The sequence below is a fragment of the Rickettsia honei RB genome, assembly GCF_000263055.1.
GTDB classification, from domain to species: domain Bacteria; phylum Pseudomonadota; class Alphaproteobacteria; order Rickettsiales; family Rickettsiaceae; genus Rickettsia; species Rickettsia rickettsii.
Genome location: NZ_AJTT01000005.1, coordinates 99,971 through 115,857 on the forward strand (window position 1 = coordinate 99,971; position 15,887 = coordinate 115,857).

Below are 15,887 nucleotides of genomic sequence, written 5' to 3' on the forward strand. Positions count from 1 at the left end.
GTACTAGTATGTATGCTGCAAAAAATATGAAACGCCTTACTCTTTTCCAAATTAAACTTTACTATTTATTTTTACTTATGGAGTACAAATTGTATTATGAGACAGTCAGGAAGAAAAAGCAACCAATTACGTCCTATTTCATTAGAATTATCCCCGCTTATTAATGCGGAAGGTTCATGTCTTATTAAAATCGGTAATACACATGTCATGTGTAGTGCTACTTGTGAAACTACCGTACCGCCATTCTTGAGGGGACAAAATCAAGGCTGGATTACTGCCGAGTACGGTATGCTTCCCGGTTCTACATCACAGCGTATTAAAAGAGAAGCGGCACTTGGGAAACAAGGCGGAAGAACGCAAGAGATACAGCGTTTAATAGGTAGGGCGATGCGATGTGTAATTGACGTGAGGAAACTCGGCGAGAGGCAAATTATCATAGATTGTGATGTTATTAATGCTGACGGCGGTACTAGAACTGCAGCAATAACAGGGAGCTACGTAGCATTGCACCTAGCTATTAGGTCCTTGATGAAAAAGAGAGTTTTAAAGGTGAACCCGTTAATTAGTCAAATTGCAGCTATTTCTTGCGGTATATATAAAGGTGAAGCGATACTAGATTTGGATTATTTAGAAGATAGTGATGCAGACGTGGATAGTAATTTTGTGTTTGCAGGTAACGGTAATTTAATCGAAGTACAAGGCACGGCAGAGAAAAATCCTTTTTCCGAAGATCAGTTTTTAGCAATGTTAAAACTTGCTAAAGGCGGAGCTGCGGAATTATTTAAACTACAAAATCAGGTACTGCTTGGGTCTTAGAAAGTTGCTAAGTGGATCAGTGTTCCCGTCATTGCAAAAAATGCTAATTTATAGCATTTTTTTATTATTGCTCTGGATTGCCGCATCGCTTTGCTCCTCGCAATGACGGTGCATGTATCCACGCAACCAATCTTCCACGAGAAGAACGTATTTATTAAGCGTATGGATTATCATCAAAAGCAATATGTTCACCTGATAATATAATTATCTTATCTCGATTGGTATTATTTATAAATACCTTATGATTAAGATCTGTTACTTTAACACTACTATGTGGTCCTAAGATTAATTCCGCAACATTGCCTAGGCTTTCAAACGTAACACGCTGATTAGCTCCAATTGTTATTTTATTGGGGGATATATTAATATTTGCTGTTCTACTTTCTTCGGTAAAAGTAATAGTTCTATATTTTGGATCGTTCATATTTTCCTCTTTGAATGAATTTTAAGTTATAAAATCATTACTACAATAGGCCATACACTACTTCAATTAAAAATTTTTTAACCCAGCTCTTTACTCAATTTATAATTGCTATTATAGTGTATTTTTTAAATTTAAGCGGCTATGGTATTAAGATTATATTATTGTCTATTATGCCTTATTAGTAGAATTATCCTCTGATCAATATGCGCAATTTGTAAGTAGTACTGTAGTACGGTATTACCGATAATCAAAATATTTGAGTACATTTTTTGTACAAAGAAGATAAATTTTTGAATAAAAAAACATAAGCACGGATGCTTCTATTTACTATAAATTGAAGCTATTTGAAGATAAAGATTTTGTTATTGCGGCTCAGCCTAAAATTTTAATGAGTAAGAGTAAAAAACTTAAAGAAGATTTTTTAGGCGAGATATCTTTACTAATGGGAATGTCTCAAAATATCCGTCCTGTTATTATTTTTAATCAAAATATATTTAGCTTTGGACATTCAATTAATATTGGTTCTAAGAAGATGTATTATAATTTTTCTACTTGTGAAGGGATTAAATTTAAAAACGGCATAATGCTTACAAGTTTTACAAAATACCATACTCAGCAAAATTACGGCTATGTATATGATAGTCCAGTTTATGAGCAGTTAGGAATTGCAAAGATAATTAATTTTGGTAAAGAGAATAGAAACTTGTTAACTGCTCAAATCGGTCATTTTTGGGATCGCAGTCTTTCAAATTAAGAAATATAAAATATCAGGTATAAATTTTTCAGCATGGTTAGATGTATAAATGAAGATATAATATTACAGATAATCAGAGATAAAAACTTATTAGGTAAAAAACAAGCTACTAATTTAAAAGCTATGATCGAAGAAGCAATTATCGATAATGAGATAATGATTGATATATTATATGAAAATAGAATATTGCTGCTAATAAGCAATATTTCTTATATTAAAATTTATAATTATTCTTATATACAAGCCTATGTAGTGAATGGTTATTGTATATGTGACGATGTTCATGGTAATACAATAACTGCTATAAATGATCTAAAAATATTGTTTAGTAATAATAATATTTTTAGATCCATAATGCTGATCAAGAAATATTATTTTTATAAATTATTAGAAAAAAATTTCGCCTATTTAACTAGTATCAAAGCAAAATATGCTCTTGAATTTAAAGTCGGACCTATTATTGAATATTAATTATACCAATAAAATAATAATATTTTTCGTCGTGTTTATAGCCACATTGATTTATCTGCCGGTTTTATTTCATGTTGCTAATAATATAAGCTATTGTTTGCAAAATATTTTAAAATCTCTGTTATGTATAAGGGTAGTAAGAGAATCGCCTTCGGTAAGGGTTGCATGGATTGAAAAGCGTATTCAGTGTCATACCGTGGTTTGACCACGGTATCCAGAAAATAATTAAAAATACTACTAATATTAGTATTTTTAACTGGATCCCGCGATCAAGTCGCGGGATGACAGAGGTGGAATCGCTTCACAAAACAAGTAGTACTAAAAATCATTCGGTGGAATCACAAATTTTTCAAAATGAGGAGAAAGCTTTACCGGTTTATACAGTTTTAGTACCGTTATATAAATAAGTAAGTTAAGGTCAATAATTAAAAATATTTCATTAATTAATTATCCAAAAGATAAGCTAGGCGTTAAAATTATTATCGAAGATGACGATTATCTAATGATTAAAGAAATAGTGTTATATAATTTACCGTCTTATTTTCATGTTATATCTGTTCCGAAAAGTCTACCAAGCACTAAAAGCCGAAAGCCCTTAATTGTGCTCTAGAATATTCACGTGGCGAGTATCTAGTAGTATATGATGCTGAAGATAAACCTGAACAGCTACTTAAAGCTCTAGCAATGTTTAAAAACTTACCTCTAGAATATGCTTGTCTTCAAGTTAAGCTTAATTTTTATAATAAAAATGAGAATATTTTATTCTCAAAAATGTTTAATATAGAATATAGTTTATGTTTTGAATATATCTTGAAAGGATTAAGTTTGCTAAAACTTCCTACACCTCTTGGGGGTACTAGTAATCATTTTAAAACGGATATATTAAATAAGCTTGGCGGATGGGATTCTTATAGTGTAACAGAAGATGCCGAGCTTGGTATAAGAATTTACTCACAGAACTATAAAGTAGCTATTCGTGATTCCTATACTCTAGAAGAAGATCCGAATAGTTTAGGTAATTGGCTAAATCAAAGATCACATTGGATTCAAGGCTTTTTACAAACATTTTTGGTATTTAAAGCACAAAAAGATAAATGCCAAAAGTTTACTTTATTGCAAGTAATAACAATTTATATTTATAATTTTTGGAGTTTACCCTTTATAATATTTTCTATTGTTATAAATAAAAATTCTATAATTAATTATTTATGTCTTATTAATAGTATTTTTTTGCTTTTATATCTATATGGTACAGCTCTGTATATATTAAAAAATTCTTTAAAAAGCGGAAAAGTAAAATTTTAGGATATAGTAGCTTTGAGCTTATGGGCTAGTTATTTTATATTACATACTGTAGCTTCATATAAAGCAGTATTTGAAATAATTTTCTGCCCTTTGAATTTGAAATGGAGTAAAACTAAACACGGCACTAGTTTAGAAGATTTTGAGAAAGAATAGACCTCTAATAAAAAAAATTTTATTCTTGCCCCTTGAACTAACAAAAATAAAATATATATAGTATGTACATTTAAAGATTTAATAATTGGAGGTCAAAATGTCTTTTAAACCATTACATGATAGAATTGCAATAAAGCCTATCGAACAAGAAGAAAAAACTAAAGGTGGAATTATTATTCCGGATACTGTAAAAGAAAAGCCGATGCAAGGTGAAATAGTAGCCGTAGGTAATGGTATTCGTAATAAAAAAGGCGAAATTCATCCTTTAGAGCTAAAAGTAGGCGATAAAGTTTTATACGGTAAATGGGCAGGCACCGAAATTGAAATTAAAGGCACAAAACTGATCGTTATGAAAGAAAGCGACGTATTTGGTATTATTAATTAATTATTTGTTTTTAAGGAGAAATTAAATATGGCAACAAAACTTATTAAACACGGCTCAAAAGCTCGTGAGCAAATGTTAGAAGGCATTGATATACTTGCAGATGCAGTAAAAGTTACTTTAGGTCCAAAAGGCAGAAATGTACTTATAGAGCAATCATTCGGTTCACCGAAAATTACAAAAGATGGTGTGACGGTTGCAAAATCGATCGAGTTAAAAGATAAAATTAGAAATGCGGGAGCTCAGCTATTAAAATCAGCTGCTACAAAAGCTGCAGAAGTAGCCGGTGATGGTACTACTACAGCTACGGTACTGGCTAGAGCTTTGGCGCGTGAGGGTAATAAGCTAGTAGCTGCCGGTTATAATCCTATGGATTTAAAGCGTGGTATGGATTTAGCAGTAAACGCAGTAGTAGAAGAAATTAAAAAATCCAGTAAAAAAATCAATAGCCAAGAGGAAATCGCACAAGTCGGTACTATCTCTTCAAACGGTGATAAGGAAATCGGTGAGAAAATTGCTAAGGCAATGGAGGAAGTCGGTAAGGAAGGCGTGATAACCGTTGAAGAAGCAAAGAATTTTAGCTTCGATGTTGAAGTAGTTAAAGGTATGATGTTTGATAGAGGTTATCTATCACCGTATTTTGTAACGAATTCCGAGAAAATGGTTGCTGAGCTTGAAAATCCTTTCATCTTACTATTTGAGAAAAAATTATCAAATTTACAACCGATGTTACCTATACTTGAGGCTGTAGTACAATCACAACGCCCGCTATTAATTATTGCTGAGGATGTTGAGGGCGAAGCTCTTGCAACGCTTGTAGTCAATAGATTACGTGGTGGTTTAAAAGTTGCGGCAGTAAAAGCTCCCGGTTTTGGCGATAGAAGAAAAGCAATGATGGAAGATATTGCTATCCTAACTAAAGGTGAGCTTATTACTGAAGATTTAGGTATGAAGCTTGAAAATGTGAGTATTAAGAGTCTAGGGACAGCAAAAAGAGTAACAATTTCTAAAGAAAATACCGTAATTGTTGACGGTAACGGTGATAAGAAAAATATTGAAGATAGAGTATTACAAATTAAATCTCAAATAGCTGAAACTACTTCTGATTATGATAAAGAAAAACTACAAGAGCGTTTAGCTAAACTTTCCGGTGGTGTTGCCGTATTAAAGGTTGGTGGTGCTACGGAAGTTGAAGTGAAAGAGCGTAAAGATCGTGTTGAAGATGCACTTGCTGCTACAAGAGCGGCAGTTGAGGAAGGTGTTGTTGCCGGTGGCGGTGTAACATTACTTCATGCATCACAACCTTTAACAAGGCTTAAAGTAGAGAATAAGGATCAACAAGCAGGTATTGAAATAGTAATAGAAGCTTTAAAGGATCCGTTAAAACAGATTGTTGAAAATGCCGGTGAAAACGGTGGCGTAGTAGTTGGTAAATTACTAGAACATAAGGATAAAAATTATGGCTTTAATGCTCAAGATATGCAATATGTCGATATGATTAAAGCAGGAATTATTGATCCGGCTAAAGTAGTGCGTACTGCACTTCAAGATGCTGCTTCCGTTGCTTCGTTAATTATTACCACGGAAACTTTAATTGTTGACGAACCTTCTGATAAGGCAGAGCCAATGCCAATGCGTGGCGGTATGGGAGGCATGGGCGGTATGGATTTCTAAGTCTATATCTCTATAAGATAGGTTATGCAATAGCTCTAATAAACCCGTTTTGTTGTATTGCTCGTTTCCCTCATTGTAAGGAGGCATTGTTGCGTGGACTGCAAAACCTGTTCAATGTCATATCGTGGCTTAACCATGGTATCCAGAAAAAAATACTAATAATATTAGCATTTTAAACTGGATCCTGCTACAAGCTCGCAGGATGACAATTGAGAAACTAGTCCACGCAGGCAATGCCTGCTCCGCAATGACGATTTTAACAACGTGCTGTACAACACATTATTAAGTCGCAGTAGGACACAACTGATTTATGCAACAAATGGGTTTTAAAGCGATTCTTTGCTTAATTTGAAAATAAACTCTTTAGTAAAACTCTTCCTCAAAAAATAAAATATAGAATTTCTTGTAATTATTTCAATAAATGACTGCAAATATTTTTTAATTAATTATAATAGCTCAACCTTTGGTATTTACCTATGAGACTGTTAACAAAATAATTTTAAAGCTCATTAAATTCTTTTTAACTGCAAATTATAAGATTTTTTTGAAATTGAAATAGGGATATTTATTACTGTAAAAATCTCTTTAATTATCAATTAAAGTTATTTTGTTAACAGCCTTATATAGGATGATCAAAAGGTTTTAAGCGGTTTTACGCTTTAATTATTAAGAATAGATTTCTTGTTGCAGTTATAGACAAGGTTAATCTATAATGTATATATTCGTTTAATTTAAAAAATTAGTAATAACAGTTTCTAGCTTTTGGTTGGTTAAACTATGCTAACTAAAATTAGTAAGGTTTTAGAAAATTACTATTCTTATTTTAAAAAAATCTTATAATTTATACAGTTAAGAAAGACTAAAATAAGATAAAGTTTATATATAAAACTTAAAAAATTAGGTTCTAAAAGCAATCTAAAGGATAAAAGATAAAATAATAGGGTAGTGCGAAGCTCGCCACAAGCTTAATTTTTCTTATTAATATCAACTAAAGCTGGGTTTTATTAATATTTACTAAAAATAGCAAATTAATTAGAAATATTAATAGAACTTCATTAAGTTTATTGCTTTAATTGGTGTTTAGTTATTCGTAAGTATAACTATTAACTGAATTAGTATAAATTAAAGAGGGACATCTTCTTAGCGGTGGAAAAGAAGATGAGAGAGATTCTGTTAATTATACTAATGCAGAAATGTGACAATTTTCATCTGACAAAACATTTGGTTGGAGAGATAGAAGCAAGTACCATCATGTTCATAAAGTAAAAGTCGGTGACAAGTTTGATATACATTGGGATTATACCATGGCACATAAAATACGTGGATACATATGCGATCACTGATCATCCTAATGATTTTTCTCAAAGACTACCTTTTAATGAGCTTAAGACATTTTTTGAAAATATAAGCCAAGAAAAACCATTTTGGAGCCATCCATTACCTGCTTCTACGGATCACTCAATAATTCTTCTGGAAAGAGAAGCGGGATTTCACGTTCTTTTAGAGAGATGGATAGTCGCTGATCGGCATGGTATTGCATCAATCATGGGTTCTTGAATATGAAGCAAGTTTAGGCGGTGAAGGGCCTGGACATGGACACCATCATCACGATGCTTAATTAAGCTTTAAAGCAACTTAATAGCGAGTGGTTATGCGCTAAGCGACTCAAAGCTTTGTTGTGCGGATATCCAAGTCGTCATTACGAGGAAAAATTGAAAATTTTGACAAAGCAATCTCGGACCAAAATCTTGAGATTGCCACGCTCCTTTCAGTTGCTCGCAATGACGGTTTAGTATCCACGCAACAATGCTTAAATTCTTGCGTTACTATCTACTTAAAGCTTTGAGGCCTTCCTTTAAGCCGTCTTTTATAAATGAAATTTTAGCTTGTTTGCCGTCTGCGGTAATTAGTTCTATATAATTATCGTTTGATAAAATTATGTCTAGATCGTCTTTTGTAATAATAGCTAAAGCCTGACAGCCGTTTACTGTACAATTTACGTATTTTCCGGCTGCTATTCGTTTGTCACCGCTATTAATAACTGTACCTGCCGGAATTTGAACATTTGACGGGACTATTTCTATTATTTTTAATTCCTGTTCTTCTTGTTCCCCATTGAAATAACCTATGTGATAAATGGCTAATATTTCCTTTTCTTTATCTTTCTCTAGATTATTAATTTGTTGTGATAAGAAGCAAAGTTGTTTTTTCTCATTATTAAGAGTACAATTTAAAGTCCAAGCTCCGTACTTTTTTGGTGCTGTTGATGCGTTGACGTTTTCTATGCTATACAAAACAAAAGTGCCGGTTATTATAAATAATCCACTAAAAATAAAAGCAATTTTTTTTATACAATCTTTCATATAATTTTTAACCTTTTTAAAATATTTTCTTTTCCTAAAATTTCTGCAATCTCAAATACGCTAGGTGATGCAGTCATACCTGTTATTAAAGCTCTTACCGGTTTCATAATGTCATTCAGCTTTAAGTCGTTTGCTGCTGCTATTTCTTTAAATTTATTCTGTACGGATTCCTTATCAAACTGCTCCAGTTCGCTTAAGTTTTCTATAATTTGTTTGATTAAATTCTTATCGCAATTTTCTATAATTTCTTTTGAATCTTGGCTGTAGATGATAGGCGAATCTACTAGATAAATTTGAGCAAGGTGTGTTAGTTCTAGTAATGTTTCACTTCTAACTAACAAGCTTGGCATTGCTTGTTTGATATAGCCTATTTCCTGCTCACTAACCTTAAACTTCTTCGGCAACTCTACTGCTAGGGGTAATTTGTACGTCAATCCGGTACTCGCATTCTCACGTATGTCTATATACGCTGCGGTTCTGCGTTCCGTGTTTCCTTCAAATTCCTTCCTATAAGCGAGCTTCCGAAGAAGTTTATTATAATTTTGTTCCAATATCTCTACAGTCTTTGAAGTTAAGCTATCATTGTCAAGCATTCTTAAGTAATGAGCGTTAAGGCTATTCATCTTAGGAAAATCAAGCTTAGAAGGTGATTTACCGAGTGAATCAAGATTAAACCAGTCTATAGCCTGAGTCATTGAGATAATTTCATCATCGCCGTGACTCCATCCAAGACGCAGTAAATAATTACACAAACTTTCCGGTAAATACCCCATATCCTTATAAGCTTCAATGCCTAATGCTCCATGCCTTTTGGATAATTTTGCTCCGTCTGCTCCATGAATTAACGGTATATGAGTCATGCTCGGTACTGCATATCCGAAAGCCTGATAAATAGCGAGTTGCCTTGCTGCATTGGTTAAATGATCGTCACCTCTAATAATATGAGTTATACCCATATCATGATCGTCTACTACAACGGCTAGCATGTAAGTAGCAGTGCCGTCTGCTCTTAATAGTACCATATCGTCTATATGAGAGTTTTTAATTACTATCTCACCTTGTAAAGTGTCATGAATTGTTATGCTACCCTCTCTTGGAGTTTTTAGACGTATTACCGGCTTAATATCAGTAGGATAGATAGATGGATCTTTGTCACGCCACTCGCTATTAAAAATAAAATGCTGTTTATTTTCTAAAGCTTGTTGTCGCTGTCTTTCTATTTCTTCTTGGCGAGTAAAACAATAATATGCTTTACCGTTTTGCAGTAGTTTTAGTGCAGCTTCTTTGTAAAGATTATTACGTTGAGACTGGAATATAACCTCACCGTTCCAATCAAGCCCTAGCCATTTTAGACCTGAGAATATAGCTTCTACCGCTTCTTTAGTTGACCTTTCTTTATCAGTGTCTTCAATGCGAAGCAAGAACTTACCGTTATGATGCCTTGCGAACAAATAATTAAAAAGGGCGGTTCTTGCCGAACCTATATGTAAAAACCCCGTCGGTGACGGAGCAAATCTAGTAATTACGTTATTATTCATTTATTATCTTTTTTAAATATATACTAAGAACTTTGTCATACCGTGGCTTGCCACGGTATCCAGAAAACAACTAAACATACTAATAATATTAGTATGTTTAACTGGATCCCGCGATCAAGTCGGCTGTGTTGCATGGATCAGTTTTTGCGTCATTGCGAGGAAATTGCATAGCAATTGACGAAGCAATCCAGTAAAAAATGCTAAAAATTAGCATTTTTTTATTATTTTTCTGGATTGCCACGCTCCTTGTCAGTCATCGCTCGCAATGACGATTCGGTATTCATGCAACAAGGCTGATCAAGTTAGCTAGGATAACACATACTCTTTCTCCCCAAACACATAAAATAATTTACGTCTATATCATCGCTTAATTTCCACTCATTTTTAGGCGGATCATATACCAAGCCTTTTAGCTCTTTAATTTCAATTTTGGTATCCGTAAGCATTTCGTAAATTTCCGACGGTTTTAGGAATTTGCTATAATCATGAGTGTTTTTTGGTACCCAACCTAAAATATATTCGGCAACTATTATTCCAAGTATATAAGCTTTTTTAGTACGGTTAATCGTAGAAATTATTGCCATACCGTTTGGCTTAATATGCTTCACCAAATTTAGTATAAATTGCTGTACGTTTTCTACGTGTTCAATAACCTCAAGACAAATTACCACATCATATAGCTTGTCACTTTCTAATTCTTCTATAGTAGATTGTAAATAATTTATCTTTACGCCGTTTTCCTTAGCATAAGCAGTTGCCGTTTCAATATTACTTTGCAGTGCATCAATGGCTGTAACGTTAAAACCTTGAGCCGCTAAAGGCGTTGCAATTAACCCTCCACCGCAACCGACGTCTAATATTTCTAATTTAGAAATATCGTTAGACATCTTTTCAAACTCTACTTCTAGAGGTAATTTGTGCGTCAATCTGCTGCTCGCATCCTCACGTACCAAAGCGTACGCTGCGGTGCTGCGTTGCATGTTTCCTACAAATTCCTCTCTATAAGCGAGTTTGGAAAGGTGTCTATTGTAATGCGTAGTTATTTTCTCTATTATATATTCAAGGCGAATAGGGTTTATTCGGTGTAAGATACCGAATTCTCCGTCCTTATTCCACCAATTATGAGCAATTTGCTCAAATTTTTCTAATTCTTTTTTATCGATTGAAGACATAGTCTATGATTCTTTCCAATGTCATCCCGCGGCTTGACCACGGGCTCCATAAGTACAGCCTAAGAACTTTAGTGGATCCAGTGGTCAAGCCACGGGATAACAAGAGGCCATACAACAAACATATATAATATACTCAGATGACTTTAATAATACTAGCCTTAATTTTAATTAGCTGCATATTTGCCCCGCTTGGCTGCATTGCCCTATGGAAGAGATATATTTATTTCGGTGACGGGCTTGCTCATAGTAGTTTTTTAGTGGCTAGTATAAGTACTATAGCACATGTTCCATTAATATATTCAGGCATAATAGTTGCAATTCTTTTTTCGTTTTTTGTGTTTATTTTTAAAAATAATTCTGAAAAAAACGCAGTTATTAATTTAATTTCTAGCTTTATGCTAGCTGTTGCTTTAGTTATTAATTATTTTACTTCTTTGCAGAATAATATAGTGAATTTGTTGTTTGGGGATATTTTATCCGTATCTTTTAATGATTTGATGATACTTGCAATAGTGCTAATAACTATTATAGGCTTTATAGTATATTTTTATAATCAAATGCTTCTTATCATTATCAATAGAGATATTGCCGTCATAAAAGGCTTAAAGGTTAATATTATTGAGCTAATATTTTTACTTCTTCTCTCATTATCGGTATTTTCTGCTATAAAGATTGTCGGAGTACTTATGGTAACTGCTATTTTACTTATTCCTGCAATGATTGCACGGTTTGTAGCATATAGCCCCTCCCAGATGATTATGATATCAATTCTTATATCTTTATTTATTAATTTTTGTGCTGCATTTAGCTCTTTCTACTTTGATTTACCTTTAACTCCATTGTTTATTATATTAGGTACGTTTATTTATGGTTTGTTGTATTTAAAGCGATTATTATGAACCAAAATGCATTTACTGAATATGTCAAAGAATTGTTAGAACCATATAGTTCAGTAGCCGTTCGTGTAATGTTTGGTGGATATGGTATATATAAGGGTGGTGTTATGATAGGAATTATTAAGAGCAATGAATTATATTTTAAGTCAGACCTAAGCACTTATGAATATTTTCAATCTTTCGGTTCTGAGTCATTTGTATATCAAAGTAAAGGTAAACTTGTAACTCTATCATAATGGAGGATGAAGAGTTATTAGGTAAGTGGTTTAAATTAGTGTTGAATGCTGCTATTAATAGTCAAAAGAAAAAATAAATATCGTCCCGTGGTTTGACCAGCGTTGTTGTGTGTGGCGTTTTTTTCCGTCATTGCGAGAAGACGCCATAGGCGTCGACAAAGAAATCTCAGGCACGATTCCTGAGATTGCCACGCTCCTTGCAGTCGCTCGCAATGACGTTAAAATCTATCCACGTTTTTCATAATCTCAAGATAATCAATTTTGCCGTTTGTAAGTAGAGGTATTTCTGAATCGGTAATAATTACTTTCGGTAAATGTAGTAAAGGAATTTGAGCTTTAGATACAGCATCTGCAAAGTTCTCTCTATTTATATTGGAACCGGTAGTAAGTAAAATAATCTTGTCTTCGTGCGTTTTATCGGGAATAGAAATAGCAGCGTGCAAGGAATCAGGATCAATTTCGCTTGCAAGTTCTTCAATTTTTGTAAGAGATATCATTTCCCCTGCTATTTTAGCAAAGTGTTTTAAACGTCCTAGAGTTGTTATATATCCTTCAGAATCGATTTTGACTATATCGCCTGTGTCGTACCATTCTTTATAAGTACGGTGACCTTCTAAGTCCAAGTAACCAAGCATGATGTTAGGACCCTTAATGAATAAACGTCCCCCTTCATTTATTCCCTCTACTTTCTCAAGCTTATAATCAATTTTCGGTAATAATCTTCCTACCGTGCCTGCTTTATTATGCATAGGGGTATTGCAAGCTATAATAGGTGAGGCTTCTGTAATCCCATATCCTTCAAAAATACGTATGCCATACTTATTAAGCCAAAATTGTCGTGTAGATTCTTTTAATTTCTCGCTACCGGCAAATATATAGCGTAATGAGTAAAAATCATATGGGTGAGCGTAATTAGCATAACCGTTTAAAAAAGTATCGGTAGAAATTAATATAGTTGCTCCAATATCGTATATAACTTCAGGAATGCTACGATAATTTAGTGGAGAAGGATATAGAAACAGCTTAATACCGTTTAAAGTTGTAATAATTGCACCACTAAGACCAAAACAATGAAATAGCGGTAGCGCATTAAATACCATATCTTCAGGGCTAAAAGGTACTTTAGCAGTTATTTGATATCTATTAGTTTGTAAATTTCTGTGAGATAATAATACGGCTTTAGGTTCACCTTCAGTACCCGAAGTAAAAATTATCACTGCCGGTTTTTCGTCATCACGATTACGACAAAAATAATTGTAATAAGTTTGGGCACAATAACTTCCTATTTTTGCTTTTAGTTTTAGGGCTGTACCAATCTGATTTTTAAAATCTTCTAAATATATTATTTTAATACCGAAATCTAATAAGTTAGTTATTAATTCATGTAAATTTGCTTTCTCAATAAATTGTTTTGAAGTGTAAACTACTTTAATTTGTGCAAGTTTACAGGAGTTAATAATAGTACTTATGCCGCTGCTCCAGTTAATTATAGCAGGAACATAACCGCTGGATTGCATAGCGTAAAAAGTAATTAACGTATTCGTGGTATTAGGCAACATTAAGCCTAAATTTCTGCCAAAGATATTATTCTTTTTGATTAAATCACCTAGGATAAAAGATTTTAATATTAAATCTCGATAAGTAACCGCATTATTTTCAAAATCATCAACTATTTTTTTCTTAAATCCATGAATTTTAGCAGCTTCTATAAGAGATGAGAATACAGTATTTTGATAGTCTGAACTTTCAAACATCATGTCAGCCATGATATCATAAAGAGTCCTAGATATATAACTGCGTCGTTCTTGATTGCTTGTAGCATCCATATTAGCGAATTTTACCGGCGGTAAAATGGTTATAGTAATTTTAGGAAATAGTTTCCTTTTTAATATGTTTTTTAATTTTGATAAATGAGTAAATTGAGTACCGTCTATTCTAACCGGTAAGACGGTAGCACCGGCTTTATCGGCAATCATTCCCGGTCCTTCGTATATTTTCATTAAAGAGCCGGTAACGCTTATTCTACCTTCAGGGAAAATTGCTACTTTCTGATCCTTTTGTACTTCTTTTACTAAAGTCTTTATTGCCATTGGGTTACTTGGATCAACCGGCAAAGTTCTTGCCATACGTAAAAACGGTTTAATCCACCATATTTTTTGTATATCGGGACTAATTGCAAAAGTCATTTCTTCTCGTAAGTAAGTAGCAATTAGCGGCGGATCTAGATATGAAATATGGTTAGCGACCACTACTACTTTTTTACCTGCTTTTTGAAAATTTTCAAATCCTTTAACTTCAACCTTATATATAAGATCAAAACAGATTTGGAATATTCTTCGAAGTAGCTTAAATGGAATAATTTTAACTTCAGGTATTAAACGGTAAATATGTATAGTAACGATTATATTAGCTAGGCTAATAAATAATATAATCCAGGGTATAGTGAAATTTAGGTAAAATAATAAAGATAGAATTATTGTGGATCCCACCATGAAAATGGAATTGATAAGATTGTTAACGGCAATAATTCGACTACGATGAGCAGGGTTTGCGTAATGCTGTAATATCGCAAAAAGCGGAACGATATATAATCCGCCTATTGCCGCTAAGAACAATAAATCTATAACTATGCGCCAATTATGTCTTTTCGATAAAAATACTAAAATACTTTTTAGCTGAGTAGGTTCGTAGTTAACTGAGCTAATTCTACTTGCAAAGAATAAATCAATACCGAAAATACTAATGCCTAGGGCTGAAATAAATAGATATTTAACGGTAATCTCATCTTCAAATATTTTGCTACATAAAAACGAACCGACCCCAACACCAAGCGAGAAAACCGCTAAAAATAAATTAGCAACATTCTCATCAGCTTTAAAAGTTATCTTAGCAAGTAAAGGTATTTGAGAAATTATAGCAGCTCCGATAAACCAAAACCATGAAATACCAAGTATAGCTAAATATATCTGTTTTTTTGCTTTGGCATATTTAATCATATTTATGCTTTCATCTATAATATTAAAATTTATTTTAATATCACGATTTACGTTTTTAGATTTTGGGGAAAAAAGGCTTGTAATACAGCCAAGAAAAGCGATGGTAATTAAGGAATAAATTATAAAATTATTGCTGATTGTATAATAGCTGCCGATTATAGTACCGATAAAAATACCGATAAAAGTTCCGGCTTCAACAAAGCCGTTAGCTCCAAGTAGTTCGTCTTTATTTAGGTGATCAGGTAATACGCTATATTTGATTGGACCGAAAAAAGTAGAATGTATACCCATTAAGCAAATAGAACAAAAAAGGATTAACAGATTATTATGATGAAATCCGTAAATTGCAAAGGCAATTATACCGATTTCACAAATCTTAATAATTTTAATAAGATTTGCACGCTCGTATTTATCGGCAATTTGTCCTGCTATGCTTGCGAATATTATAAAAGGTAATACAAAAGTAGCATTAGCAATTAAAACAAGTAGATTATTATATTTACTTAAAGCTCCTGAAATACCATAAGTTATAAGGATTACCAGAGCATTTTTTAATATATTATCATTAAGACAACCGCATAACTGCACTATAAAATTCGGTAAAAATCGTCTATCTTTGAAAAGATATAATTTGTTTGTGTCCATGATATAAAATATTTTAAATGCCAATTTTATTGGGTGACTCTTATGTCATTCCCGTGAAAACA

General features: G+C 33.0%; 15 protein-coding genes and 1 pseudogene. 11 read left to right on the forward strand and 5 right to left on the reverse strand.

The annotated features are described in order from the left end of the window. Nucleotides 1-96 precede the first annotated feature (96 nt). A complete protein-coding gene (rph, locus tag WSW_RS0106055) occupies nucleotides 97-816 on the forward strand; it encodes a ribonuclease PH (RefSeq protein ID WP_016917448.1) in 720 nt (239 codons plus the stop codon). Between the two features lie 154 nt (nucleotides 817-970). On the opposite strand, the gene WSW_RS0106060 is transcribed toward rph, so the two are convergent. After that, nucleotides 971-1,240: a hypothetical protein gene (locus WSW_RS0106060; RefSeq protein WP_004997861.1), complete on the reverse strand. Its 270-nt coding sequence runs from the start codon at nucleotides 1,238-1,240 to the stop codon at nucleotides 971-973. Between the two features lie 334 nt (nucleotides 1,241-1,574). Between WSW_RS0106060 and WSW_RS0106065 the strand changes: the two genes are divergently transcribed. The 8 genes and pseudogenes from WSW_RS0106065 to WSW_RS1000000114005 form a co-directional block, all read left to right on the forward strand. After that, on the forward strand, nucleotides 1,575-1,994 hold the full coding sequence (locus WSW_RS0106065; RefSeq protein WP_016917449.1) for a hypothetical protein: 420 nt from the start codon (nucleotides 1,575-1,577) through the stop codon (nucleotides 1,992-1,994). Between the two features lie 33 nt (nucleotides 1,995-2,027). Further along, nucleotides 2,028-2,465: a hypothetical protein gene (locus WSW_RS1000000109655; RefSeq protein WP_016917450.1), complete on the forward strand. Its 438-nt coding sequence runs from the start codon at nucleotides 2,028-2,030 to the stop codon at nucleotides 2,463-2,465. A 170-nt stretch (nucleotides 2,466-2,635) separates the two neighbouring features. After that, a complete protein-coding gene (locus WSW_RS1000000113285) occupies nucleotides 2,636-2,872 on the forward strand; it encodes a hypothetical protein (protein WP_016917451.1) in 237 nt (78 codons plus the stop codon). Between the two features lie 277 nt (nucleotides 2,873-3,149). Further along, nucleotides 3,150-3,770, forward strand: a complete 621-nt coding sequence (locus tag WSW_RS1000000113290; protein ID WP_016917452.1) for a glycosyltransferase family 2 protein — start codon at nucleotides 3,150-3,152, stop codon at nucleotides 3,768-3,770. Between the two features lie 12 nt (nucleotides 3,771-3,782). Then, nucleotides 3,783-3,923 carry a hypothetical protein gene (locus tag WSW_RS1000000113295; RefSeq protein ID WP_016917453.1) on the forward strand — a complete coding sequence of 47 codons (141 nt, stop codon included), beginning with the start codon at nucleotides 3,783-3,785 and terminating at the stop codon, nucleotides 3,921-3,923. Between the two features lie 97 nt (nucleotides 3,924-4,020). Continuing rightward, nucleotides 4,021-4,308, forward strand: coding sequence for a co-chaperone GroES (locus WSW_RS0106090; protein WP_012737041.1), 288 nt, complete (start codon nucleotides 4,021-4,023; stop codon nucleotides 4,306-4,308). A 27-nt stretch (nucleotides 4,309-4,335) separates the two neighbouring features. Then, nucleotides 4,336-5,979 (forward strand): chaperonin GroEL, encoded by a 1,644-nt coding sequence (gene groL, locus WSW_RS0106095; RefSeq protein WP_016917454.1) that lies wholly within the window; start codon nucleotides 4,336-4,338, stop codon nucleotides 5,977-5,979. Between the two features lie 1,673 nt (nucleotides 5,980-7,652). Then, nucleotides 7,653-7,769: pseudogene (locus WSW_RS1000000114005) on the forward strand (zinc ABC transporter substrate-binding protein); the annotation flags it as partial. 36 nt (nucleotides 7,770-7,805) lie between these two features. Here WSW_RS1000000114005 and WSW_RS0106105 read toward each other — a convergent pair. The 3 genes from WSW_RS0106105 to ubiG form a co-directional block, all read right to left on the reverse strand. Then, nucleotides 7,806-8,342 carry an invasion associated locus B family protein gene (locus WSW_RS0106105; protein ID WP_016917455.1) on the reverse strand — a complete coding sequence of 179 codons (537 nt, stop codon included), beginning with the start codon at nucleotides 8,340-8,342 and terminating at the stop codon, nucleotides 7,806-7,808. Then, complete coding sequence (gene gltX / locus WSW_RS0106110; RefSeq protein WP_016917456.1) at nucleotides 8,339-9,880, reverse strand: glutamate--tRNA ligase; 1,542 nt, start codon at nucleotides 9,878-9,880, stop codon at nucleotides 8,339-8,341. Before gltX ends, WSW_RS0106105 begins: the two co-directional genes overlap by 4 nt. A gap of 302 nt (nucleotides 9,881-10,182) precedes the next feature. Next, complete coding sequence (gene ubiG / locus WSW_RS0106115; RefSeq protein ID WP_016917457.1) at nucleotides 10,183-11,052, reverse strand: bifunctional 2-polyprenyl-6-hydroxyphenol methylase/3-demethylubiquinol 3-O-methyltransferase UbiG; 870 nt, start codon at nucleotides 11,050-11,052, stop codon at nucleotides 10,183-10,185. 137 nt (nucleotides 11,053-11,189) lie between these two features. On the opposite strand from ubiG, the gene WSW_RS0106120 reads away from it, so the two are divergent. Together WSW_RS0106120 and WSW_RS1000000109670 are read left to right on the forward strand one after the other, a co-directional pair. Beyond that, entirely contained in the window at nucleotides 11,190-11,951 is a 762-nt protein-coding gene (locus tag WSW_RS0106120) for a metal ABC transporter permease (protein ID WP_016917458.1), read from the forward strand. Then, nucleotides 11,948-12,184 carry a TfoX/Sxy family protein gene (locus WSW_RS1000000109670; RefSeq protein ID WP_016917459.1) on the forward strand — a complete coding sequence of 79 codons (237 nt, stop codon included), beginning with the start codon at nucleotides 11,948-11,950 and terminating at the stop codon, nucleotides 12,182-12,184. The genes WSW_RS0106120 and WSW_RS1000000109670 overlap by 4 nt, the downstream gene beginning before the upstream one ends. A 218-nt stretch (nucleotides 12,185-12,402) precedes the next feature. Here WSW_RS1000000109670 and WSW_RS0106130 read toward each other — a convergent pair whose 3' ends face one another. Further along, complete coding sequence (locus WSW_RS0106130) at nucleotides 12,403-15,825, reverse strand: acyl-[ACP]--phospholipid O-acyltransferase (protein WP_016917460.1); 3,423 nt, start codon at nucleotides 15,823-15,825, stop codon at nucleotides 12,403-12,405. Nucleotides 15,826-15,887: the final 62 nt, after the last annotated feature.